The following is a 21771-nucleotide window of genomic DNA, read 5'->3' as shown; positions in this document are numbered from 1 at the left end:
TGTCTCATGATTTGTACCGACAGTCGGGGGCCCTCAAGGAGTGGCAGCGATGTACATGAGTGCGGAGCGGTTGGCTCTGGCCAACCAGGCGGTCAAAAACACGTTCGCGCATTGCAGCGTTGCCTGGCAGGCCTTCCCGCATTGGGACACTGGTGATCCCAGCCAGACGATGGTGCCCAACGACAGCTTGACCACGCTTGCCAATGTGCCGCTTCAGCTGGAACACGTTGACTTCATCGTGTCGCTGGCCCAGGCCGTCGCACCGACGCCCGACGAGGTGCTCGAGCTGGTGAACGCCGCCACCGTCAAGCTCGCCGCGAAAGTAGATGCTGCGGTGTTCCCGGCACTCTATCCGGCCATGACACTGGCGACGACGGTGCACATCCCCTGGTGGCCAACGACTCAGCAGCTTCTGACTGGGCTGATCGAGGCTCGCGCGAAGGTCGAAAATGGGGGCTACCGCGCTCCGTCGTGTCTCGTGACGGACACCATTGGGCTGCACTACCTCGCCGGAAGCACTATCGCGACCGGGAATTCCGGCACCGATGTGCTGTTGCCTCCGGCGAACATCAACTCGCTGCACCGCGTCAATACCCTCGCACCCATAACCGCCCTCGACGTCCGAGGGTGGCTGCTCGGACGGCGCCAACGAATAGCACACGGCGGCGCGGCGGGCGCCTCGCCAGGTGAAGAGGCCGCGGACCTCGCCGTCAGCGTTCTTCCCAGCCTGGAGGTCGTCGGCGCGACCGGGAACAACATAAACCTACGGGTCCGCATTAGGTACGTGACAAGGGTGAAGGATCGACGCGGGCTCGTCGTTATCCGCGTTCCGTAATGACGTCGACGTTGCCCGGCGCGCGCGCAGGCCCGATCGCGGTGAATGCGCTCGACGACTATCTCGCACTGTGCAAGGACGCCTGCGACGGCGAGATCGAGCGGCTGTACGGTCCGGACGAACGTGGGTCGAACAGCCTCTACGATCTGATCCTCGACTACCCGTTGCGCGGCGGGAAGGCGCTGCGGCCGGCACTGAGCATCGCGGCGTGCCTCGGACTCGGGGGCCATCTGGAGGCAATCCTGCCGACAGCTGCGACGCTCGAGCTCTACCACAACGCATTTCTCATCCACGACGACATCGAAGACGAATCATGGTGGCGGCGTGGCAAACCCACGCTGCACATCGACCACGGCGTGCCGATCGCCGTCAACGTCGGCGACGCGATGCTGTCGCTCTCGCTGCAACCGCTGCTCGACAATGTCGAGCGAGTCGGGCTCGGGCCTGCGCTGCGCATCCTGCGAGCCATCGCCAAGATGACCCGGCTGACCGTCGACGGCCAGGCGCTGGAACTCGATTGGGTCCGATCCAACGCCTGGCGGCTCAACGACGCCGACTACCTCAAGATGGTGGAACTCAAGACCAGCTGGTACACGTTCATCACACCGCTACAGGCCGGCGCGATCGCATCCGGGGCTGCACCCGAGCGAATGGCCCCCCTCGAGTCACTCGGCCGGCATCTCGGAGCGGCCTTCCAGATCACCGACGACCTGCTGAACTTGCGGGCCGATCCGCAGGAGTATGGCAAGGAGATCGGCGGCGACCTCTGGGAGGGCAAACGAACCCTGATGCTGTTGCACACCTTGCGATGTGCCGAATCGAAGGACCAGGAACGCGCCGTACAGATTCTGGCCAAGCGCCGGCCCGGCCCCGACGGCGAGTTGGAGCTGATCGAACTGCTGGACCGCCTCACCACCTGCGGGCAATTGTCCCAGTCGGGACGGGCTGAAATCCAGGCTCGGCTGCAGGGACACCACCCCTCGGAGTGCAAGAACCTTAACGACATTCAATGGCTCTACGAATTGATGCACGACGTCGGTTCGCTCGAGCACGCGCGGAATATCGCCGCCGGGCATGCCCAGAAGGCAGCCGCGGCGCTCGCCAGTCTCGACTGGTTCCCACCCAGCCGCCATCGAGACATGCTGGCCGACCTCGTGGACTACGTACACGGGCGGACCCGATGAACCCCGAAACCTTGCTTGGCATGCTGGCGGAACTCGAGCGGATCCGCGAGCTCACTCTCGACGTCATCGACCGGGAGACCCCGCAGTTGCGCCCGGCCCCGCCGGACGACGCTAGCGGGACCGAGCGGACCGCGTTCGACTTACTTGTTGGCGCGCGCCGCGCGGTCCTGGGTAACCCCACGGCCGCGAGAGGGCTGCACGACCTACTCGTTGCCGAGGGTCGCCGCTACGCGAGCGCTCCCCGCGGGGCGCGGCTGCGCGACGCCTTGGTCGCCTCCGAAGCGGTAGAGAACCTCCGGCGCGTCTGGGAGATGGTGAGCCTCAACGTTCTCGACGGCCCCGCCACGCCAAACTCCGCCCCCGACGCCTGGGCGGAGCTGCTGGCCGACGCTGTCATCGGACACGGCCTCGACGACTCGATCCTCGCTCGCCTGCGGCCCGAGGGGTTCGCATGACGCTCACCGATCCTCGCGAAGCGCTCGCCGATCAGAGCAATTTCATCGGCTACCTGGTCGGCTTGGCCGGCGCGGCCCGGATGGTTCACAACCTCGCCGACGACAACCGCCGAGTCGGAGCCGGCCGCGCGCCAGATGACTTCGTGCACGCCTTGCTGGGGCTGGCAAGCGTCGGCGCGGCGATCGAACGCCTCTCCAATTCAACTACGGCACAGCAGAATCCAACAGCCGCGATACCCGCCAAACCGATCACGCGGTGGCTGCGATGACCGCGCTGCTGGCACGCAGCGACTTCGTCCGCGCCCCGGTGCTGGCCATGACCAGACCGGCGGGGTACAAGGAGTGGCAGCACTTCGTGGTCCACGGACGTGACACCCGGCTCCTGATCAACTTCAGCTTCAACAACGAAGCGTTCGGCGCCGACGAAGTCCGGCTTGCGCCACGCGTCATCGTGATCGCTCACAACGAGGATTGGACCGGCGCTATCGAGCGGTTCGACGGGCGCGCCTTGAACGTCTCGGCCGATCTGGGTGAACTGACCATCGGCGCCAGCCGGATGACCGTGCTGCCCGACGGCTACCGCATCACAATCGACCTGCCCGACAAAAACATCCGGGGTACATTGCACTTCACCTCCGCGAGCCGGCCGTTCGTGGTCCGCAATCAACCGCTGGGGGACGGCCGGATCAACTGGCTGTTCGTACCGCGGCTGCGCGCCAACGGATGGGTATGTATCGGCGGCCGTGAACACCGGATGGAAGACGACCTCGCCTATCACGACCACAACTGGGGCCGGTTCCGGTGGGGCGACGACTTCGGCTGGACATGGGGCACAATCTTGCCAACCGAACCCGCCAACCCGTGGTCGATGGTATTCATGCAGACGACCGACCGAAGCCGGCAACGCTGTCTGTCCCAAGCGCTCTACGTTTGGCACCACGACGAGCCCGCCGCGATATTCCGGCACGCGTCGGTGCGGACGCGCTCGCAGCGCCGGCTTGCCCGAGCGGCCGACTGTACCTTGCCGCCCCCGATGCGGCTGCTGCTGGACGGCGAGGTGCCGGGCGTGCCGGAACGGACGGATATCACCGCGACACGGGCAGGCGACCGGGTGCGTGCCGAGTTCCGCTCGCATTCTTATGCCCGCCTTGCACAGCCGAGCGAGATATACCTCGACCGTTCGACTGTGCTGTGCGAAACGGGCGGCACCACAAGGGCATGCGGCAAAATCAACGGCGAAGACTTCGACTTCGCCGGAACTGGTGTATTCGAGTTCCTCTATGGCTGAACAGATTTCGTCGCTATTGCGACGCTCGGCCGAGCAACTGGAGCACGAGGTGCCCGACAGTTACCGATTGATCGTCGCCACGCTCGGTCCGATGGTGGTCGAACTCGACGTCGACGACGAGGTGTTTTCGCTTCGCGGCGGTGGTCGACTGCAGGTATCGGACGGTGCGGCTCCGAGGGCCGGTGCCCGGATCGTCACGTCGCGAGCCACGATCCTTGACCTGCTCGATGCGAAAGTGGGGCTCAGCGAGGCCGTCGAGACGGGCACGCTGAGCGTCCGCGGATCGCTCGACGACGTCCAATGCGCTCACAACTCGCTGCTGGCGTATGTCCACGCCGCGGTCCGAGCCTCCTCGCAGCCCGCACTGCTGTCCGAACTGCGGGCGGGGGCGCCATGACCGGGCGCATCACGACGCCGGCATCCCGCGAACGACGTCCCGCGGTGGCGGTGCTCGGCGCCGGCATCGCCGGCCTCACCGCCGCGCACGAACTCGCGGAGCGTGGTTTCGTCGTCACGGTGTACGAGTTGCGACGGGATGAACGCAACGGGCTGGGATCCGAGCCGGCAGGCACCTACCCGCCCGTCAAACTCGGCGGCCTCGCGGCCTCTCAGTATTCGACGGTGGGCACACACGACGGGAGCCAAGCCGAACTGCGGCCCTTCCCGGGCCGGCGGGGCCAGCCGCGTGAGCCCCGACGACCGGTTCCGGGTGAACACGGCTTTCGCTTCTTCCCCGCGTTCTACCTACATATCTGGGATCTGTTCCAGCGCATCCCGGTCTACCAGCTGACGCACACGGCCGGCGGTACGGCCAGCTGGACACCAACGTCACGCACTGTGTACGACAACGTCCGGCGGGTAGTCACCAAGGGCGTCACGGTGCACGGTCAGCCGTCCCTCGTCTTTCCCAGCGAACTCCCACGCAGCCCCGCCGAGTTTCTCGGAATCCTCAGCGAACTCGCAACATTGGGCTTCACTGCCAGCGACGTCGCGACCTACCTGACCAGGCTGCTCTGCTACCTGTCCTCCAGCCCTTTGCGTCGCGCGCAGGATTTGCAGAACCTGTCCGCCTACGACTATCTGGTCGGACACGACCGCAAGACCGGGATGAACCGCTACGTCTATTCACCGACTTGCGACAAGCTGTTGCGCCAAATGCCAAGAATCCTGGTTGCTCTCGATTCGATCTGGGGCGACGCGCGGACCAACATGAGCACCTATCTACAGCTGTACCTGAATATGGACCGCCGCGACAACAAGGCCGACGGAGTGCTCAACGGTCCCACCACCGAGTCGTGGTTAGACCACTGGTATCGCCACCTCGTCGCACTCGGCGTCCGCTTCGTCCAGAAGGCGGCGGCTCGCCTAGACCCTCCGGTCTTCGACCCGACTCAGCCGGCCCATCTGCGGCCCCGCGCGCAGATCACGTTGGCGGATGGTACCCGGGTGAGTTCGGACTACACGGTCGTCGCAGTCGACGCCCCGGGAGCCGAATACATCACCACCGCGTTGCGCGCGGCGGGCACCGGCGGAACCGTGGCCAGGCTGAACGGCTTCACCACCATCGCTCCCCCGCCGGACGGCCCCCTGCAACCCGAAAAGACCCGGCCCCAGCGGCGGCGGAATCCCTACTCGATGGATGAGATGGGACGGGTGCCATGGGATCGGTTCCAAACGCTGTGCGGCATCCAGTACTACTTCGACACGGAATTTCAGCTGCTCCGAGGACACATATTGCTCACCGGCACTCAGTGGGCGCTGTCCTCGATCAACCAGTCTGGATTGTGGGAGAAGCGACCGATACTGGACCTCGACGGCTGCACCTCGGTGCTCTCGGTCGACATCGGGGATTTCAACACCCCCTCCGGTCACCTGCTCGATGAGTTCGGCCGGGGAAAGGCGGCTCGCGACTGCACAGCCGACGAAATCGCCGCAGAAGTGTGGCGCCAGATCATTTCCGCGCTCACGAGCAACACGGGATCCGCCGCGGAAGAGGTCATGCCGTGGCCGGTGTGGTACGCGCTCGACCGGGGCCTGGTCATGGCTACCGGACCCGGGCAGGGCCAGGGCCGCGTGGTTCGCAACGAGTCACCGTACCTGGTTCCCATTGTCGGAGACTGGGACAATCGGCCCGGCAGCGATCCGTGGAACCCGCACGGAACGTCTTATACGACAACACCGCCAGAGGACGTGTGGCTGGAAGATCTTGAGCAGCAAAATGTCTGGCAGGCTCGTCATGGCGGCTATCAGGTGCACAACAATTCGGTGGTCTTCGCGGGCACGTGGAACAAGACATTCACTCGGGTGACGTCGATGGAGTCAGCGTGCGAATCGGGACGGCATGCCGTCAATGCCATTCTCGACCACTATATTTGGGTCGAATCGGGTGGTCTCGATCGCCGAGAGAAGACCCCGGCGCTCGACTGGGAGTTCCCCTACGGCTTCCTCGATCAAGGTATGTCGAGTCCGATTCGGATGCCGACACCGGCAGGCGACTACTGCTACGTGTTCGACATCGAAAACCGTGAGCCGGCCGACACCCGCGCGCTCCGCACAGTCGACTCGAAACTCAGCGAACAGTCGCTGCCGCATCCGTTGGATACACCGGCGGCGGTGTCGTTCGGCACCCCTTCGCCCCCCATCCCGCACTAGCTGGAGGTCATCAAATGAACATGCCTACAACGGATTACAACCAGCAGTTGCTCTGCTATCTGCAGAATTGGCGACAGCTTCTCGAGCAGTGGACGGCCATGGCGGCCGGGTCACCATTCCTGACCGGGCCGCCGGTGCTGCCCACCGCCCCGGCGGGAGGACAGTTCATTCCGCCCATGGGGCCGTTCATGCAGTTCCTGCCGCCAATGCCGTTCATGCCACCAATTCCGTCCACGCCGATGGGGCCGCCCACGCCTACGGTGTCACCGGCGCCGGGTGACTACGCCCAGCAGCTGTTCAGTCATCTTCAGGCGTGGCGGCAGTACCTCGAGCAGGCGACGGGAGCGCAGCCGGCACCGATGCAGGCGACCACGGCACCCGCCGGCGACGGCGGCAAAACCGGTGCCCAGCCCTGGCCCGATGTTCCGATTCCGCCCGACGATGAATACGCGAGCAAGGGCATCCCAAAAAGCGCCGACGGTACCGGCTCGAACTCAACATGGCCGCCGAAGTTGGTGTCCCGAGCGCCCAGCAAGTACCACCAGAGCCAACTCACTGCCGTCGGCTCCGAACCAGCTGCGACCCCATTTGACGGCCCAAACGTTGACATCCTGCGCGAGCCATTCCAAATGGCGGACCCGACCACGCTCGCGGCTCGTCCCGACGCCTCGCGACCCATCTCGGAAGCAATCGCTCGCCCTGAAGTGGGTTCGGCCTTTGTCCGCACAATGAATAGTGTCGACCACACCACGTTGCCGCAGGCCACCCCGAGATCGCTGTTCTCCACGCCCGGCGCGTCAGAAAGCTTCAGAGAAGTTGGTGAAATACGTTCTCCCTAAGCAGTTTTCATTCCATCAGCTGAGCTGCGATTGTCGCACCGAGGTTCCAGCACGCCTCGACGTCAGCCTTGCTTGGTTTTCCTGAAACCGAAACGGTATCAGCGGATTTCACCCACCCCAAACCGTTTGCGATGCCGGCGACCGCCCGCTCTGCACCCTCGGTGCCCTCGTTTCCATGCAGGTACAAACCGAACGGGCGCCCCTGAGTCGAATCGAGCAATTGGTAGTAGGCGCAATCGAATGCGTGCTTCAGCGCGCCCGAAATGTAGCCGAGATTCGCCGGCGTGCCGAGCAGATAACCGTCGGCCTCCAGCATCTCGACGGGCGACACGGTCAGCGCCGGCCGACGCAAGACTTCCACACCCTCGATCTCGGGGGCGGTGGCCCCGGCCACCACCGCCTCGAACAGCTCCTGGCAGTGCGGTGAGGGCGTGTGATGGACGATCAACAGCATCTTGCTCACGGGCGTGCCTCCAACTCGACCGCCGTCTTCATGGCTTCCCGGGCGCGACGGCGATCCCCCGCATAGTCGTAGGCCCGGGCCAGCCGATACCAATGCCGCCAGTCGTCGGGGTCGGCTTGCACTTCGGTGCGCACCGTGGCGAACAACTCGTCGGCCGCGTCACGCTGGATGCGACCCGACGGCCGACGCGGCAGCGTGCTGGTGTCGAGTTCCATTCCCTGCTCGGCGATCAGGCGTGCCAGCTTCTGGTGCGCAAATCCGGCCCGCAGCGTGGTGATCATCGCCCACAGCCCGATCACCGGCATGATCAACACCGCCAGCCCAAGACCGACGGCGGCGACGCGCCCCGACGCGATCATCACGACCGCCAACCGGCCCAGTAGCACGAAGTACAGCAACATCGCCGCGCACAGGAACGCGATCAGCAATTGCGTGCGCAGCGACCTGCTCATTGCAGGTTGAGCAGGGGCTCGAGCCCCACGGTCAGCCCGGGGTGGTCCCGAATGCGGCGCACCGCCAGCAGCACGCCCGGCACGAACGACGTACGGTCCAGGCTGTCGTGGCGGATGGTGAGTGTCTCCCCCTCGGTGCCGAACAGCACCTCCTGGTGGGCGACCAGCCCGGCCAACCGCACCGAGTGCACGGGTATCCCGTCGACGTCGGCGCCGCGCGCACCGGGCAGGCCGGTGCTGGTCGCGTCGGGATTGGGCGGCAAGCCTTTTCGGGATTCGGCGATCAGCTTGGCGGTGCGAGTTGCGGTGCCCGACGGTGCGTCGGCCTTGTGTGGATGATGCAGCTCGACTACCTCGGCGGAGTCGAAGAAGGGTGCCGCCTGCTTCGCGAAATGCATTGACAGCACCGCACCGATCGCGAAGTTCGGTGCGATGAGCACCGACGTGCCTGCGCTGTCGGCCAGCCATGCCTCGACCTGCTGCAGCCGCTTGGCGGTGAAGCCCGTCGTGCCCACCACGGCGTGAATTCCGTTGCCGATCAGGAACTCTAGGTTGCCCATCACCACATCTGGGTGAGTGAAGTCGATGACGACCTCGGTGTTGCCGGCGGTCAACAGGCCCATCGGGTCGCCGGCGTCCACTTCGGCCGACAAGGTCAGATCGTCGGCGGCCTGCACGCCCGCCACCATCGCCGTCCCGACCTTGCCCTTGGCTCCCAGCACTCCTACCCGCATGGCCTTCACCCTAGACGGGGCGGTCGAGCGGCTTTTGTCCACAGTTGGGCGTTCGTCCACAGCCAGCGCTTTTGCCGTGGCCGGGACTCATGATTCCCAATAAAATTCGAACATGCATTCGATCGAAGTGCCGGCCGAGGTGGACGCCGCCCTGGACATGCTGGACGCCGGCGACGCTGCGCTCGGCAACGTCAACTTCGATGCGTTGAGCCCCGCCGTCCGTCTGCACGTACTCGAACGGATGGAGACCTCGCGCAGACGTCAGATTGCGTTGAGCCACGACGTGATCGCGGCCCTGTCGCACGAGGAGCCCGCCGTGGTCGGCGGTCCGACCTACAAAGTGATTGCCGACCGCCTGCGGATCAGCTATGCCGAAGCCCGCCGACGGGTAAGGGATGCCGAGCAGCTCTCTGCCCGCCTGACTTTCACCGGTCAAGAGTTGCCGCCGGAGTTGCCGACCACCGCCCGGGCGTGGCGCGGCGGCGAGCTCGATGCGCAGCACCTGCGGGTAATTCAGGCCTTCTTCCACGACCTTCCGGACGCGACGCCCCGCCAGACCGTCGAAGACGCCGAGCGATTTCTTGCCCGGCAAGCCACAAAACTTCGCCCCGATCAATTGGAAAGGGCCGCGCACCGGATTGCGCTGCATATCAACCCCGACGGCAAGTTCTCCGACTCCGACCGCGCGCGTCAGCGCGGCTTCGTGTGGTGCGGTCAGCGTCGCGACGGGATGAGCATCGGAAAACTCGTCGCATCCCCGGAGTTGCGCGCCAATCTCGATGCCTGGCTCGCGCGATTCGCCGCGCCCGGCATGTGTAACCCAGACGATGAACACCCTCGCACCACTAGCGAGCCCGACGAGGAGGCCACCGGCCGAGATGCACGGACGCCAGGACAGCGTCAGCACGACGCACTCAATGCTTTGGTCCGCAGTCAGTTGGGGGACCCGAAGCTCGGCCAGCACAACGGATTGCCGGTCAGCGTCATCGTGTCGACCACCCTGCAGGAGTTGACGACCGGCACGGGTCGAGCGATGACGGCCGGCGGAACGCTGCTGCCGATGCGGGACCTGATCCGGATGGCCGGCCACGCCTACCACTATCTCGCCGTATTCGACGAGCATCAAAGTCGGCCACTGTATCTCGGACGATCCCGCCGGGTTGCCACACCGGATCAGCGTGTGGTGCTGTACGCCAAGGACCGCGGCTGTACCCACCCGGGCTGCGACGCGCCTGGCCATTGGTGCGAAGTCCATCACGTTGACGATTGGGCGGCAGGCGGCGTGACCGATGTCGACAACCTCACGTTGGCCTGCAAACCCCACCACAAGCTCGTCGGAATGGGTTGGCGGACCAGGAAATTAGCGAACGGCCGCACCGAGTGGATACCGCCTCCGCAGCTCGACATCGGCGCCCGCACCAACGACTACCATCACCCCGAACGGCTCCTGGGTGATGACGAGGCGTGCTGACGCTACTTCTTGAATCGCCCGGCGAACCCGCGCAGCGCAACGTCGGCACTGGTGATCAACCCCGGCCGCGCCGCCACCACCGACCTGATCGAGGCCAGCGCAGGCATCCCGGTCACGGTCATGCCGATCGACGCGAAGTTGTCCGGATTGGACAGGTCAACGCCGGGCTTGGGGAAAATCATGTGCTTGTTGTAGACGCACGGGTCGCCCTTGATCTGGGTGATGTAGCAGCCCTTGATATCCCAGTGCGGATCGGTATGCGGGGTCATCTGCCATTCTAGGTGCGTCTCGACCAGGGGTACCCCGTCCACCATGCCCTGGTACTTGATGTAGTTGCCACCCAGTGAACCCTTGGGCAGGGTGTACCAGCCCAGGTCGACGTCTTTTGTGCAGGCACCCAATTCGTAGCTGAACTTGACCTCGTCGAGTTTCACGTCGAAGCAGTCGGCCATCATCAGCACGCTGTCGGCGAAAACGCGGGTGTACTTCTCCAGCTTGCCCGGAATCGACGGATCATCAACCGGCAGACCATAACCCACCTCGATCCAGGTGTCCTTGGAGTGGTGACACGATACATCCACGGACTCGATCGTGGTGACGTTTTCGATGTCGGCAACATCGGCCGAGCACACCACTCCGAGGATCTGATTCAGACCCGGGTTCATCCCGGTGCCGTAGAAGGTCGCACCGCCCTTCTCGGCGGCCTCGGCCAGCAGCTGGCTCACCAGCTTGCCGGATGGGTGCGGGTGGTTGGTGTCGCGGTGCCAGCCGGTGATCCAGTCGGCGGTGGTGACGATATCGATGCCCGCCTCAAGCACTTTGACGTAAAGGTCCTCGTCGGGGAACACACCATGGAACGTCAGCACGTCCGGTTTAGCGGCGATGATCTCATCGATGCTGCCGGTGAACTTCACTCCGTTGGATCCAAGGCCGGCGAACTCGCCGGTGTCCTTGCCGACCTTATCCGGCGAATAGCAGTGCACGCCAATGAGTTCAAGATCGGGCTGGGTGGCGATCCGCCCAATCATCTCCGAACCGACGTTTCCGCTTCCGACTTGGCAGATGCGAATCGGTCGCGCGGGTGCATTCATTCCATTCAGCCTTTCTGGGACGCTGCGTACACTTCGGCGGCACTGCCGCCGATACCGTCGGGATAGAATTGCTTGGCCCACTTGCGAATTGCCGTGAACCCTTCGTACTCGTCGGTGGCCAGCGCGGGCGGATCCGAATATCGCTGGTGCTGCCAGATTTCGATGTCCTGCTCGAACTGCCGGATGACTTCTCGCCCGAACTCCTGCGCCTTCACTCGCGCCTTTTCAAGGCCCGCTCCGGCTTCCTTGCCCGGCACCCGGCCGATGTACACCATGAATCGGACATCGGAGGTGCAGTCGTCGATTGGCGTGATCGCCGAGATGGTGCGGTTGTCGACCATGCCCCAGCTTTTGGTCACCGCGATGCCCAGTCCGCCGTTGATCGCCTCGACACCACTGTTGACGTCCTCGATCCGCTGCCCGTCATCGCCCTCGAAGGTGATGGTGAAGTCGACGAAGGACACCGGCTCGCCGAAGTCGTGGCGGGTGAAGACCGGCACGATCGGCGTGTTGTGCACGTACTTGAAGTGCGCGAAGTCCACCCCGTTTTCCAGCACGTACTGCGGATGCAGTTCCAGGCCGGCGCGGTACAACCGCTGCTGCGGGTAGTAGCCGTCCGCGCTGCTGCCATCACCGAACGCGGCGAACACATCCGGGGCGTCGAAGAAGGGCTCACGGCGCTCGACGTCGTGCCAGATGTAAACCGACGCGTTGCGCTCCACCACGGGATAGGTGCGCACCCGGCGACCGCGGTTGGGGCGGTCCTGATACGGGATGCACACGTTGCGGCCCTCACTGCTCCACTGCCAGCCGTGGAACGGGCACTGCAACACCTCGCCGAGCACCTTGCCGCCGTAGCCCAGGTGCGCACCGAGGTGCTCACAATAGGCGTTCATGACGGTGAGCTGGCCGGATTCGGCCCGCCAGGCGACCATCTCCTGGTCGAAGTACTTCATCTTGTGGACGTCCCCGACGCCGATCTCCTCGGACCAGGCGACCTGGAACCATCCGGTCGGTTTCATCGACAACGGCGGCTTTGCCATCTGAGCTGCCCTCCTCGCGTACGAATGATAGCGGCGCCGCGCACAAATCAGAGTACCCTCTATGAAAACGGTAGTGCGCTAGCCCGCCGTGTGCAAGCAATCGATTAGGATCGGCCGATGGCGCAGCGGACTACCCGGCATGTTGCACAGGCCGGCATCGTGGGCCGGCGTCCCAACCGGCGCGGCAGCGCGACTCGCGAGAACATGCTCGAGGCCGCGTTGCGGTCGCTGGCCTCCGGCGAGCCAGGTTCGGTGTCCGCCAATCGCATCGCCAAGGAGATCGGCGCCACCTGGGGCGCTGTGCAGTATCAGTTCGGCGATACCGACGGTTTCTGGGCGGCCGTGCTGCACCGCACCGCCGAGCGGCGCGAATCGACGTTCTCGACACTGTCGACACCGGTCTCACCGGACGCACCGCTGCGCGAGCGGGTCAGCATCATCATCGAAACCCTGTACCGCGGCCTGGCGTCCGCGGATTCACGCGCGATTGAAAATCTGCGCGCAGCCCTCCCCCGGAATCCCGACGAACTCGAACGCCTCTATCCGCTCACCGCGGCCGAGTTGTTCTCCTGGGGCAAGAGCTGGCTGGAAACCTGTCAAAACGCTTTTGCCGGCCTCGATGTCGACCCGAACCGGGTGCTCGAGGTAGCCGCACTCATCCCGGGCGCGATGCGCGGCCTGGTGTCGGAGCGCCAACTCGGTTCTTACGCAGACCTCGACATGGCACGGCGAGGTCTGACCAACGCTCTGGTCGCCTATCTCGAACAATCCCCGCCGGACTGACCTCAGGCGTCGATGACCAGTCGGTCAGCCTTGGCCCGCGACACACAGACCAACATCTCGCCGTCACCCACGGCCGTGCGCCCACGGTGATCGACTTGTCCGGCAAGCACTTTGACCTTGCACGTCCCACAAAACCCCTGCTGACAGGAGTATGGAGTTGTCGGCTCGAGGTCGCGCATCACGTCGAGCGCCGACCGATTCGCCGGAACACGCAGCAGTCGCTGCGACCGCGCGAGCTCGAGCTCGAAGGGGACTCCGTCGACGACCGGCGGCGGGTTGAATCGCTCGTAATGCAATGGCGCGTCGGCGTGTTCGTTACGCGCCAGACGCACCGCCTCGAGCATGGCACCCGGACCGCACACGTAGACCGCGGTCGTCGGCCCGGCGCCGGCCAATAAGTCATCGACGGCGGCGACCCGGCCGTGTTCGTCGTCGGCCCACACAGTCACCCGGTCCGGCGCCACCGACACGACTTCGTCCAGCAGCGGCATGTAGTCCCGACTGCGCCCGGCATAGATTGCGCGCCAATTGATTCCGCGCTGTGCGGCTACATGGAGCATCGGCAGAATCGGCGTCACACCGATGCCGCCGATCACGAACAACACGTCGCGTTCGGCCGTGCCGAGGTAGAAGGCATTTCGTGGGCCTTCGAACATCAGCGTGCTGCCTACGTCGAATGCGTCGTGCATTTCGATCGAACCGCCACCTCCGTCGGCTATCCGGCGGATGGCGATGCGGTAGTCCGTCCGTCGCCCGGGTGGCCCGCACAACGAGTACTGGCGTCGCCGGCCCGAGGGGAGCGAGACGTCGATGTGCCCGCCGGGGGTCCAAGACGGGAGCAAACCGCCTTGCGGGTCAGCCAATGTCAACGCGACCACGTCGGGCGCGACGAGTTCGCGTTTGGTGACGACGGCGGCCTGGGTGCGACGCACGGATTTGATCCGTGAGGGCTCCCATCGCGATAACGAGGCGAACCCGTCATACAGCACCCGGATGCCCCACAACAACGTGCCGAGGCGGTCGCGGTCGCGCCGACCGTAGAGGTCGGCCGGCCTACTGGTCCAAATGCTCTCCCGCACAGGCAAATCCCCCACAATACTCACGTCGGCCGAATGTCCAACCGCGCGAGCAGCCGAATCGCCGACGGGCTGATCCGGCGCATCGCGTAGCCGATCCTGGACTCCGCCGCGATCGGCAGCACCGCCGGACCGCTCTTGACGGCCTTGACGATCGCCTCGGCGGTGGCCTCCGGCGTGTAGTTGCGGCGCCGGTAGGCCACGTCGGCCTTGCCTCGGGCGCGCTCTTGTTCGTCGGCTGACATCCCGGCGTAGACGGTGCTTTTGGCGATATCGGTGTTGACGAACCCGGGGCACACGGCGGTGACGGCAATCCCCTCGTCAACGAAGTCGGCCCGCAACGATTCGCTGAATGCCAGCACCGCCGCCTTCGTGGTGCTGTAGGCGACCATGGATTTTGACGGCAGGTATGCCGACGCGGACGCCACATTGATGATCGTGCCGCCCTCGCCACGCTCAACCATCTGCGCGCCGAATGCCCTGCTGCCGGTGATCACGCCGCGGAGATTGACCCCGATGATGTCTTCCCAATTCTGCGGGCTGGTCTCCAGGAAGCGGCCCGCCATCCCGATGCCGGCGTTGTTGACCAGGATATCGACCACCCCGTGGTCGCTGAAGACCTGTGCCGCAAGGTCATTCATCGAATTCTCATCACTGACGTCTGCTTGGTACACCGCGGCCTGCGCACACGCCGCGCGCACGGCATCCGCGGTCTCATTGGCCGCGGCGAAGTCTCGGTCGACGATGACCACCTTGCGGGCACCGCGACGAGCCAGCTCCACCGCGGTGGCCCTGCCGATACCGGCACCCGCGCCGGTGACCAACGCGAGTTTCCCAGGTATCTCGTGCGGGCCGCCGACCACCGACGGCTCGGTTGCGGTGACCGTGCCGGCAGCGCTTCGCTCGATCCACTCGCTGGTCAATCGGGCCACGACATCGGGGCGCGATGTCACCACCCAATGGCCGCCTTCGATCGAAATCACCCTGCCGCCAGCGGGAATCGCTCCGGTGAACCGCTGCACAGCCGGAGTCACGAAGATGTCCTTGCGCGGCACCAATACCTGGACCGGGACAGTGGTTTTCGAAAGCTCGCGCCCAGGCAACAGCATCGGCCCCGGCATGTTCGCCCGATACAGGTTGAGCCCGTTGACGTAGTCGGTGATCGATCGAGGCGTCGCGCGGCGTTGGCTACGCGTGCTCGATCGGCCGATACGTTCAAAAGCCTCAACGACTTTCACTCCGACCCGGGAGCGGAACGCCAGCTCCGGCACACCTGGGCACAGGAAGAAGGGGATGTACGCCGAGCCCACCAACTGCCTGGCGACCTGCGCGAGTGTGCGGGGAGTGCGCGCCGATCGCATGAACGCACCGACGTACTGCAGGTGCGGGCCCGAGACCGACGTGAGCGAGGCGATCTTGCCCATCACCGATTCGTCGGTGACCGCCGCCCAGGCTTGAATCGAGCCCCAGTCGTGGGCCAGCAGGTGAACCTGATCGACACCCAGGCTGTCGATCACCGCACCGAGATCCGCCAGCAGATGCACGAAGGAATATCCGGATCTGTTTGCCGGACGCGATGATTCGCCGGCGCCGCGCACGTCGTAGGCGACGACGTTGTACTGGCCGGGGTAGCTGCGCGCGAACTCCTCGGCTACCGGATCCCATACGTGGTGGTTATCGGGCCAGCCATGAACGGCCAGGATGGTCGGGCGCGCCGCGTCGACTTCGGTGTAGCGATGGACGGCCAGAGCCACACCGTTGGATGATGTGAAACCGAAACTAATGGTCATGGGTCAGTGCGACGCCCGCGCCGCAGGTGATACGGCCAGGTAGTCGACGGCCAGTCCGAGCCCGCCCAATTGTGAGGGGTGAAAACCCGGCCGGTAGTAGTTGGCGACGCCACGCACGAATCGCCTCGGGCCGGGCAACAGACCCCGGCGTGCGGCCTTGAAGTAATCGCGCCAGCGTGGCTTGGCACCCGGGGGCAGCTGCGGGTCCACCGAATACAGGTAGCGCACGCCGCGAATCCACAGCAGCAACATCGCCGGCGAGACAATCAGCTGCGCACGTACCTGTCGCCAATAGCCGGCCCGCAGATGCTTCATCGTGTCGAAGGCCACCGACTTGTGCTCGACTTCTTCGGCGCCGTGCCACCGGAGCATGTCCAGCATCACGGGATCGGTGCCGATGGCGTCGTGAGCCGGGGTGTTCAGAATCCACTCACCCAAGATGGCGGTGTAGTGCTCGATCGCGGAGATGAACGACACCTGCTCCAGCAGCCAACCGTCCTGTCGCCGCTTGCTCCACCCGGGTCTATTTCCCAGCAGCTTCTCGAACATCCACCTGATCTGGCCGGTGTAGGGCGTCACGTCGATGCCCTGAGCGTCGAACCGGTCGAGCACTCCCGAGTGCGCCTGAGAATGCACCGCCTCCTGCCCGATGAATCCCTGCACATCCAGACGCAACTGGTCGTCCTTGATCAGCGGCAGCGCCCTCTTGAACACCTCGACGAAGAATTCTTCGCCAGCGGGCAGCAGCAGGTGCAGGACGTCGAGCATGTGAGTGGTGAATGGCTCGTTGGGCACATAGTGCACCGGCAGCTTTGCCCAGTCGAACGCGACATCACGCGCCTCGAGCACGAGCCGCTCGTGATCCAGCGATGCGTCGTGCGGTCCCGCAGCCTGGTCGTCGACAGTGAACATGTGGCCCCCTACCTGCGCGTTTACCGACCATCAAAGTCGTTTCGGTGAACATCGGGCATGGCAAGTATAGGTTCGGAACCCGGATATGCGAAACCGCCGGTACCGGGTTTTTCCCTTGCGGGCCTCAGCGGGCCGTGACGTCGCGGCGCAGGTCGTATTGGTCGGGGTCGGGATTGGCCAACATGGCACGGTGTTCGGCCGGTGTGAGAGGCCACACCTCGGGCACGCCGTCTTTGTTGAGGTACCAGCTGTTGCAGCCGGTGGTCCACACGGTGTCCGGCATGGCGGCACGCAGCTTCGCATTGAAACGCTCGGTCGCCGCGGCAGTCGGCTCGACGGTGTCGAATTCGCGACGGCGCCAGCGCTCGATCCAGCCCAGGATGTGGTCGGCCTGCGATTCCGCCACGGTCGTCAGCGCAAGATTTCCCACCGGGCTGTGCGGCCCCAGCATCATGAAGAAGTTGGGAAAGCCGGACAGCGCGACGGTTTGGTAGGCGCGCGGACCGTCGCGCCAGACTTCGTTGGCACAAGTCCCGCCCCGGCCAATCAGCTCCATCGGCCGGAAGAAGGCATGCGTGTCGAATCCCGTTGCCAGCACGATGATGTCGGTTTCGTGTAGCACGCCGTCGGCGGTGACGATGCCGCGCTGTTCCACATGATCGATAGCGGCGGTGACGAGTTCGACGTCGTCGCGCTGCAGTGCGCGGTAGAAGCCGTTCGACATCACCAGTCGCTTGCAGGCCGGCGTGTAGTCCGGCGTCAGCGCGCGACGCAACTGCGGATCACGCACTTCCCAGAGGCTGGCGCGGCACAGCGTCGCCATGATCTTTCGACGTACGCCCGGCTTGGTCAGTCCGACCGCGAAGAAGTCGTACCCAAGGCTGTAGATGCGGTACGCCAACCAATCGAGCCACGGCAACTTCCGTCGGGTAATCCCGGTGAACCTGCTGTAGTGGGGATTCGCCAGCCGCAGCACCCATTGCGCGGTGCGCTGGAACAGCATGACTTTGCCCGCCACACCAGCCAGGCCGCAGACGAGTTGGACACCGGTGGATCCGTTGCCGATCACCGCGATTCGGCGCCCCTGCACCGCAATACCGTGATCCCAGCGCGCCCAGTGAAAAACATGGCCGCCGAAGTCGTCCAAGCCCGCGATCGATGGCAACCGCGGATGATGCAGCACGCCGGTGGCCGAGATCAGGAAGTCGACTTCTGTCTTTTCGCCGGTATCCGTGCGCAGCACCCACCGACCGTCGTCGAAGCGCGCATGGGCAATTTCGGTGCCGAACCGGATCCGGTCTCGCAGCCCGTATTGGTCGGCAATGTCACGGAAGTAGGCCTGGATTTCCCCGCCGGGCGAGAACAAGTGCGACCAGTTCGGATTCCTGGCGAAGCTGTACTGGTAGATACGCGAGGGGATGTCGCAGACCAGCCCAGGATAGCTGTTCTCCCGCCAGGTGCCGCCGACCTCGTCGGCCTTTTCGTAGATGGTGACGTCAGTAATACCGCTGCGCAGCAAGGCAATTGCGATGCACAGGCCAGACATGCCTGCTCCGACGACGGCTACGGCGGGATCGCGTCTCGTCATCGGAGTACCGCCCTCTCTGACTACCCGGCCTCGGCGCGCTGCTTGAGGCGTTGCAGGGTCAGCTCGATGTTCTTGGTGTTGGCGGCCACCCGATCGGTGACGCCGGTGGCCTTACCGGAAAGTTTGCGGAACCAGCCGGGCCGACGGTCCCAGGTGCTTTCGGTGACCCGGCAACCGCCGTCGGACGCGACGATGTCGTATTGCCAGCGCGCGACGGGAAAGACCGTGTGTCGCACGTCGAACGCGAAGATGCGGCCGGGCTCGGCGTCGGTGACGGTGCATTTCGTGCTCCACCGCCTGCTGCCGTTTTCGTTATGCCCGGCGAACACCGCTCCCCGACATGCAGCATCGCCCTTGCACCACTCCATGGCGGTCGCCTCTTCGGCGAGTAACACCAATGTCGGCAGGTCGGTCAGGAGCGAATAGACCAGATCGGGGCGAGCGCCAATCGCGACGGAGGCCGAAACGCACGGGTCGATCATCGGTGGATCATAACCACAGCTAACTCGCGGTAGGCCTAGATCGGTGCGGCTCCGCGCAGATGCTCGAAGATCAACGAGGCCTGGGTGCCGGCGACGTCCGCGTCGGCATTGAGGTTCTCCACCACGAACGAACGCAGGTCCTCCGTGTCGCGGGCGGCGACGTGCAGGATGAAATCGTCTGCGCCGGCGAGGAAGTAGACGTCGATCACCTGTCGTTTGCCCCAGATCTGGTGGATGAAGCTGCGGATCTTGCCGCGCGCATTGGATTGCAGGGTGACCGAGATCATCGCCTGCAGCGGCATCCCCACCGTCGCCGGGTCGATATCGGTGTAGAAACCCCGGATGACGCCGAGGTCCACCAGCCGACGCACCCGGCCATGACACGTCGATGCGGCGATGCCGACCGCCTCGGCGAGCGCGTTGTTGGTGATGCGGGCGTCGGCGTGCAGCAGGCCCAGAATTCTTCGATCGACGTCGTCGAGGTCGGCAGGCCGAAGATCCTTCGGTGGGCCACCCAGTCCAACGACAACATCCGTTATCTTATCGACCATACGCCGATATTACAGAATTAACATCAGTTTATTTGCCCTATGATCGAACTTTCTTCACAATAGAAGGATGCGCGTCGGCATCCCCACCGAGACCAAAAACAACGAATTCAGGGGCGCTATCACCCCGGCAGGCGTCGCCGAACTGACGCATCGCGGCCACGAGGTGCTCGTCCAGGCCGGCGCTGGAGAAGGGTCGGCCATCACCGACATGAAGTTCAAGGCGGCGGGCGCCCAGTTGCTCAACTCCGCCGAGCAGGTATGGGCCGACGCCGATCTACTGCTCAAGGTCAAGGAACCGATGCCGGCCGAGTACGGCCTGATGCGCTCCGGGCAGGTTTTGTTCACCTATCTACATCTGGCCGCGTCACGTGCCTGTACCGGCGCGCTATTGACCTCCGGTACAACCGCGATCGCCTACGAGACCGTTCAGACCGCCGACGGTGCACTACCGCTGTTGGCCCCGATGAGCGAGGTCGCCGGCCGATTGTCCGCCCAGATCGGGGCGTACCACCTGATGCGCACGCAGGGCGGGCGCGGCGTGTTGACGGGTGGGGTGCCGGGCGTCGAGCCCGCCGACGTCGTGGTCCTCGGCGCCGGTACCGCCGGCTACAACGCGGCCCGGGTGGCCAGTGGCATGGGAGCCAGTGTGCGGGTGCTGGACCTCAACATCGACAAGCTTCGGCTACTCGACGCCGAGTTCACCGGCCGCATCCAGACCCGCCACTCGTCGGCCTACGAGATCGAAGGCGCCGTCAAACGCGCCGACCTGGTGATCGGGGCCGTCCTGGTGCCCGGCGCCAAGGCGCCTAAGTTGATCACAAATTCTCTTGTCGCACAGATGAAACCGGGCGCAGTGCTGGTGGACATCGCCATCGACCAGGGTGGTTGCTTCGAGGATTCGCGACCGACCACTCACGATGACCCGACGTTCGCCGTGCACGACGCGGTGTTCTACTGCGTCGCGAACATGCCCGGCGCGGTCCCGAACACCTCAACGTACGCGCTGACCAACGCGACCATGCCATACGTGCTGCGGCTCGCCGACCAGGGCTGGCAGGCGGCCTGCCGGTCGGATCCCGCTCTGGCAAAAGGTCTTTCGACCCACCAGGGTGCGCTGCTGTCCGAACGGGTGGCCGCCGACCTGGGCTTGCCGTTCAGCGAACCGGCCAGCGTCCTGGCCTGAAACTCAGCCCTGTCCGGTCAGCCACCCCAGCACCGATTTCGTCACCTCGGCGATCAGCGGCTGCAGCGCGTCGGCGTCGGGGTTCGGTGATTGCGAGCGGGTCATCAGCGACAGCAGCACCCGCTGCCCGGTTGGCCCATAGACCATGCCGATGTCGTTGGTGCTGCCGTAAGCCCCGGCGCCGGTCTTGTCGGCAGTGGTCCACCCCGGTGGCAGGCCCGCCCGCATGCTTGAGGTCATGTTGTCGCGCATCCATTGTTCCAACTGAGCACGCTGCGCCTCGCCGAGAACCGTTCCAGTGAGCAGCTTTTGGAATCCGGTGCCCAGGGCCCGCGGGGTGCTGGTGTCGCGCGGATCGCCGGGGATCGCGGTGTTCAATTCAATCTCCCAGCGGTCCAACCGCGTTCGCTCGTCGCCGATGGAGCGAGCGAAGTCGGTGATGGCCGGCGGTCCGCCGATTTCGGTCAACAGCAGATTGGCGGCGGCGTTGTCGCTGCGCTGCAACGCGGCTGCACACAATTGTGCGAGCGCCATGGTTTTTCCTGCCTGCGGCGCGGTCACCGGAGAGTTAGGCAACAGGGCGGCGGGGTCGATGAAAACCGGTCGCTGCAAATCTAATTCGCCGCGCTGGGCTTTCTGCAGCACCCGAGCCGCTGCATAGGCCTTGAACGTCGAGCACATGGCGAACGGCTCGTCCTCACGATGCGCCAAGGTGCGGCCCGATCCGACGTCCGTCGCGAAAAGACCGATGTAGGCACCGTATTGGCGCTCCAGCTCTGCCAGGCGGTCATCAACCTGAGCCGCATCGGGCGCGGCAAACGCACGTCCACAGGCACTCAGCACCGGCAACGTCATTGCGGCCAACAACATCCGCCGTCGTGTCAGTTCATCCACGGTGC

Annotated in this window: 21 protein-coding genes and 1 pseudogene; 10 read left to right on the top strand and 12 right to left on the bottom strand. The window is 64.8% G+C overall.

Going from position 1 to position 21771, the window contains the following annotated elements; all coding sequences use genetic code 11:
* Positions 1-49: 49 nt before the first annotated feature.
* The 7 genes and pseudogenes from DB708_RS00590 to DB708_RS00560 all read left to right on the top strand — a co-directional run bounded on the left by DB708_RS00590 (position 50) and on the right by DB708_RS00560 (position 7253).
* Complete coding sequence (locus tag DB708_RS00590) at positions 50-835, top strand: hypothetical protein (protein ID WP_108920018.1); 786 nt, start codon at positions 50-52, stop codon at positions 833-835.
* Positions 835-2019 (top strand): polyprenyl synthetase family protein, encoded by a 1185-nt coding sequence (locus DB708_RS00585; protein ID WP_108920017.1) that lies wholly within the window; start codon positions 835-837, stop codon positions 2017-2019. Before DB708_RS00590 ends, DB708_RS00585 begins: the two co-directional genes overlap by 1 nt.
* Complete coding sequence (locus tag DB708_RS00580; protein ID WP_108920016.1) at positions 2016-2474, top strand: hypothetical protein; 459 nt, start codon at positions 2016-2018, stop codon at positions 2472-2474. Before DB708_RS00585 ends, DB708_RS00580 begins: the two co-directional genes overlap by 4 nt.
* The gene (locus DB708_RS00575; RefSeq protein ID WP_235616565.1) at positions 2471-2743 is read left to right on the top strand and encodes a hypothetical protein; all 273 of its coding nucleotides are present in this window, start codon (positions 2471-2473) and stop codon (positions 2741-2743) included. The genes DB708_RS00580 and DB708_RS00575 overlap by 4 nt, the downstream gene beginning before the upstream one ends.
* The gene (locus DB708_RS00570; protein WP_108920015.1) at positions 2740-3762 is read left to right on the top strand and encodes a hypothetical protein; all 1023 of its coding nucleotides are present in this window, start codon (positions 2740-2742) and stop codon (positions 3760-3762) included. Before DB708_RS00575 ends, DB708_RS00570 begins: the two co-directional genes overlap by 4 nt.
* Entirely contained in the window at positions 3755-4159 is a 405-nt protein-coding gene (locus DB708_RS00565; protein WP_108920014.1) for an SCP-2 sterol transfer family protein, read from the top strand. Before DB708_RS00570 ends, DB708_RS00565 begins: the two co-directional genes overlap by 8 nt.
* A pseudogene (locus DB708_RS00560) lies at positions 4156-7253 on the top strand (NAD(P)-binding protein). Before DB708_RS00565 ends, DB708_RS00560 begins: the two are co-directional and overlap by 4 nt.
* Before the next feature lie 7 nt (positions 7254-7260).
* On the opposite strand, the gene DB708_RS00555 reads toward DB708_RS00560, so the two are convergent.
* The 3 genes from DB708_RS00555 to dapB are packed head-to-tail and all read right to left on the bottom strand — an operon-like array spanning position 7261 to position 8902.
* Positions 7261-7707, bottom strand: a complete 447-nt coding sequence (locus tag DB708_RS00555; protein WP_165839694.1) for a flavodoxin family protein — start codon at positions 7705-7707, stop codon at positions 7261-7263.
* A 5-nt stretch (positions 7708-7712) separates the two neighbouring features.
* Entirely contained in the window at positions 7713-8168 is a 456-nt protein-coding gene (locus tag DB708_RS00550; protein WP_108920012.1) for a tetratricopeptide repeat protein, read from the bottom strand.
* Positions 8165-8902 carry a 4-hydroxy-tetrahydrodipicolinate reductase gene (gene dapB, locus DB708_RS00545; RefSeq protein WP_108920011.1) on the bottom strand — a complete coding sequence of 246 codons (738 nt, stop codon included), beginning with the start codon at positions 8900-8902 and terminating at the stop codon, positions 8165-8167. Before dapB ends, DB708_RS00550 begins: the two co-directional genes overlap by 4 nt.
* A gap of 112 nt (positions 8903-9014) precedes the next feature.
* Between dapB and DB708_RS00540 the strand changes: the two genes are divergently transcribed.
* Positions 9015-10373 carry an HNH endonuclease signature motif containing protein gene (locus tag DB708_RS00540; protein WP_108920010.1) on the top strand — a complete coding sequence of 453 codons (1359 nt, stop codon included), beginning with the start codon at positions 9015-9017 and terminating at the stop codon, positions 10371-10373.
* A gap of 2 nt (positions 10374-10375) precedes the next feature.
* On the opposite strand, the gene DB708_RS00535 is transcribed toward DB708_RS00540, so the two are convergent.
* Together DB708_RS00535 and DB708_RS00530 are read right to left on the bottom strand one after the other, a co-directional pair.
* Positions 10376-11464, bottom strand: a complete 1089-nt coding sequence (locus DB708_RS00535; protein WP_108920009.1) for an NAD(P)H-dependent amine dehydrogenase family protein — start codon at positions 11462-11464, stop codon at positions 10376-10378.
* A 5-nt stretch (positions 11465-11469) separates the two neighbouring features.
* Positions 11470-12507: a Rieske 2Fe-2S domain-containing protein gene (locus DB708_RS00530; protein WP_108920008.1), complete on the bottom strand. Its 1038-nt coding sequence runs from the start codon at positions 12505-12507 to the stop codon at positions 11470-11472.
* 204 nt (positions 12508-12711) lie between these two features.
* On the opposite strand from DB708_RS00530, the gene DB708_RS00525 reads away from it, so the two are divergent.
* Positions 12712-13290, top strand: coding sequence for a TetR/AcrR family transcriptional regulator (locus DB708_RS00525; protein WP_108920111.1), 579 nt, complete (start codon positions 12712-12714; stop codon positions 13288-13290).
* Positions 13291-13292: 2 nt separating this feature from the next.
* On the opposite strand, the gene DB708_RS00520 is transcribed toward DB708_RS00525, so the two are convergent.
* The 6 genes from DB708_RS00520 to aldR all read right to left on the bottom strand — a co-directional run bounded on the left by DB708_RS00520 (position 13293) and on the right by aldR (position 19689).
* Positions 13293-14375, bottom strand: a complete 1083-nt coding sequence (locus DB708_RS00520) for a PDR/VanB family oxidoreductase (RefSeq protein ID WP_108920110.1) — start codon at positions 14373-14375, stop codon at positions 13293-13295.
* 14 nt (positions 14376-14389) lie between these two features.
* Positions 14390-16156: an SDR family oxidoreductase gene (locus DB708_RS00515; RefSeq protein WP_108920007.1), complete on the bottom strand. Its 1767-nt coding sequence runs from the start codon at positions 16154-16156 to the stop codon at positions 14390-14392.
* A 3-nt stretch (positions 16157-16159) separates the two neighbouring features.
* Positions 16160-17068, bottom strand: coding sequence for a metal-dependent hydrolase (locus DB708_RS00510; protein ID WP_108920006.1), 909 nt, complete (start codon positions 17066-17068; stop codon positions 16160-16162).
* 124 nt (positions 17069-17192) lie between these two features.
* Positions 17193-18656, bottom strand: coding sequence for a flavin-containing monooxygenase (locus DB708_RS00505; protein WP_108920005.1), 1464 nt, complete (start codon positions 18654-18656; stop codon positions 17193-17195).
* Positions 18657-18676: 20 nt separating this feature from the next.
* A complete protein-coding gene (locus DB708_RS00500) occupies positions 18677-19138 on the bottom strand; it encodes an SRPBCC family protein (protein ID WP_108920004.1) in 462 nt (153 codons plus the stop codon).
* Between the two features lie 35 nt (positions 19139-19173).
* On the bottom strand, positions 19174-19689 hold the full coding sequence (gene aldR / locus DB708_RS00495) for an HTH-type transcriptional regulator AldR (protein ID WP_108920003.1): 516 nt from the start codon (positions 19687-19689) through the stop codon (positions 19174-19176).
* A gap of 67 nt (positions 19690-19756) precedes the next feature.
* On the opposite strand from aldR, the gene ald reads away from it, so the two are divergent.
* Positions 19757-20872, top strand: a complete 1116-nt coding sequence (gene ald / locus DB708_RS00490) for an alanine dehydrogenase (protein WP_108920002.1) — start codon at positions 19757-19759, stop codon at positions 20870-20872.
* A 3-nt stretch (positions 20873-20875) separates the two neighbouring features.
* On the opposite strand, the gene bla is transcribed toward ald, so the two are convergent.
* Complete coding sequence (gene bla / locus DB708_RS00485) at positions 20876-21766, bottom strand: class A beta-lactamase (protein WP_108920001.1); 891 nt, start codon at positions 21764-21766, stop codon at positions 20876-20878.
* Positions 21767-21771 lie beyond the last annotated feature (5 nt).

The sequence above is a fragment of the Mycobacterium montefiorense genome, from assembly GCF_003112775.1.
Taxonomy (GTDB): Bacteria; Actinomycetota; Actinomycetes; order Mycobacteriales; family Mycobacteriaceae; genus Mycobacterium; species Mycobacterium montefiorense.
This window is presented reverse-complemented; position numbering and strand designations above follow the sequence as displayed.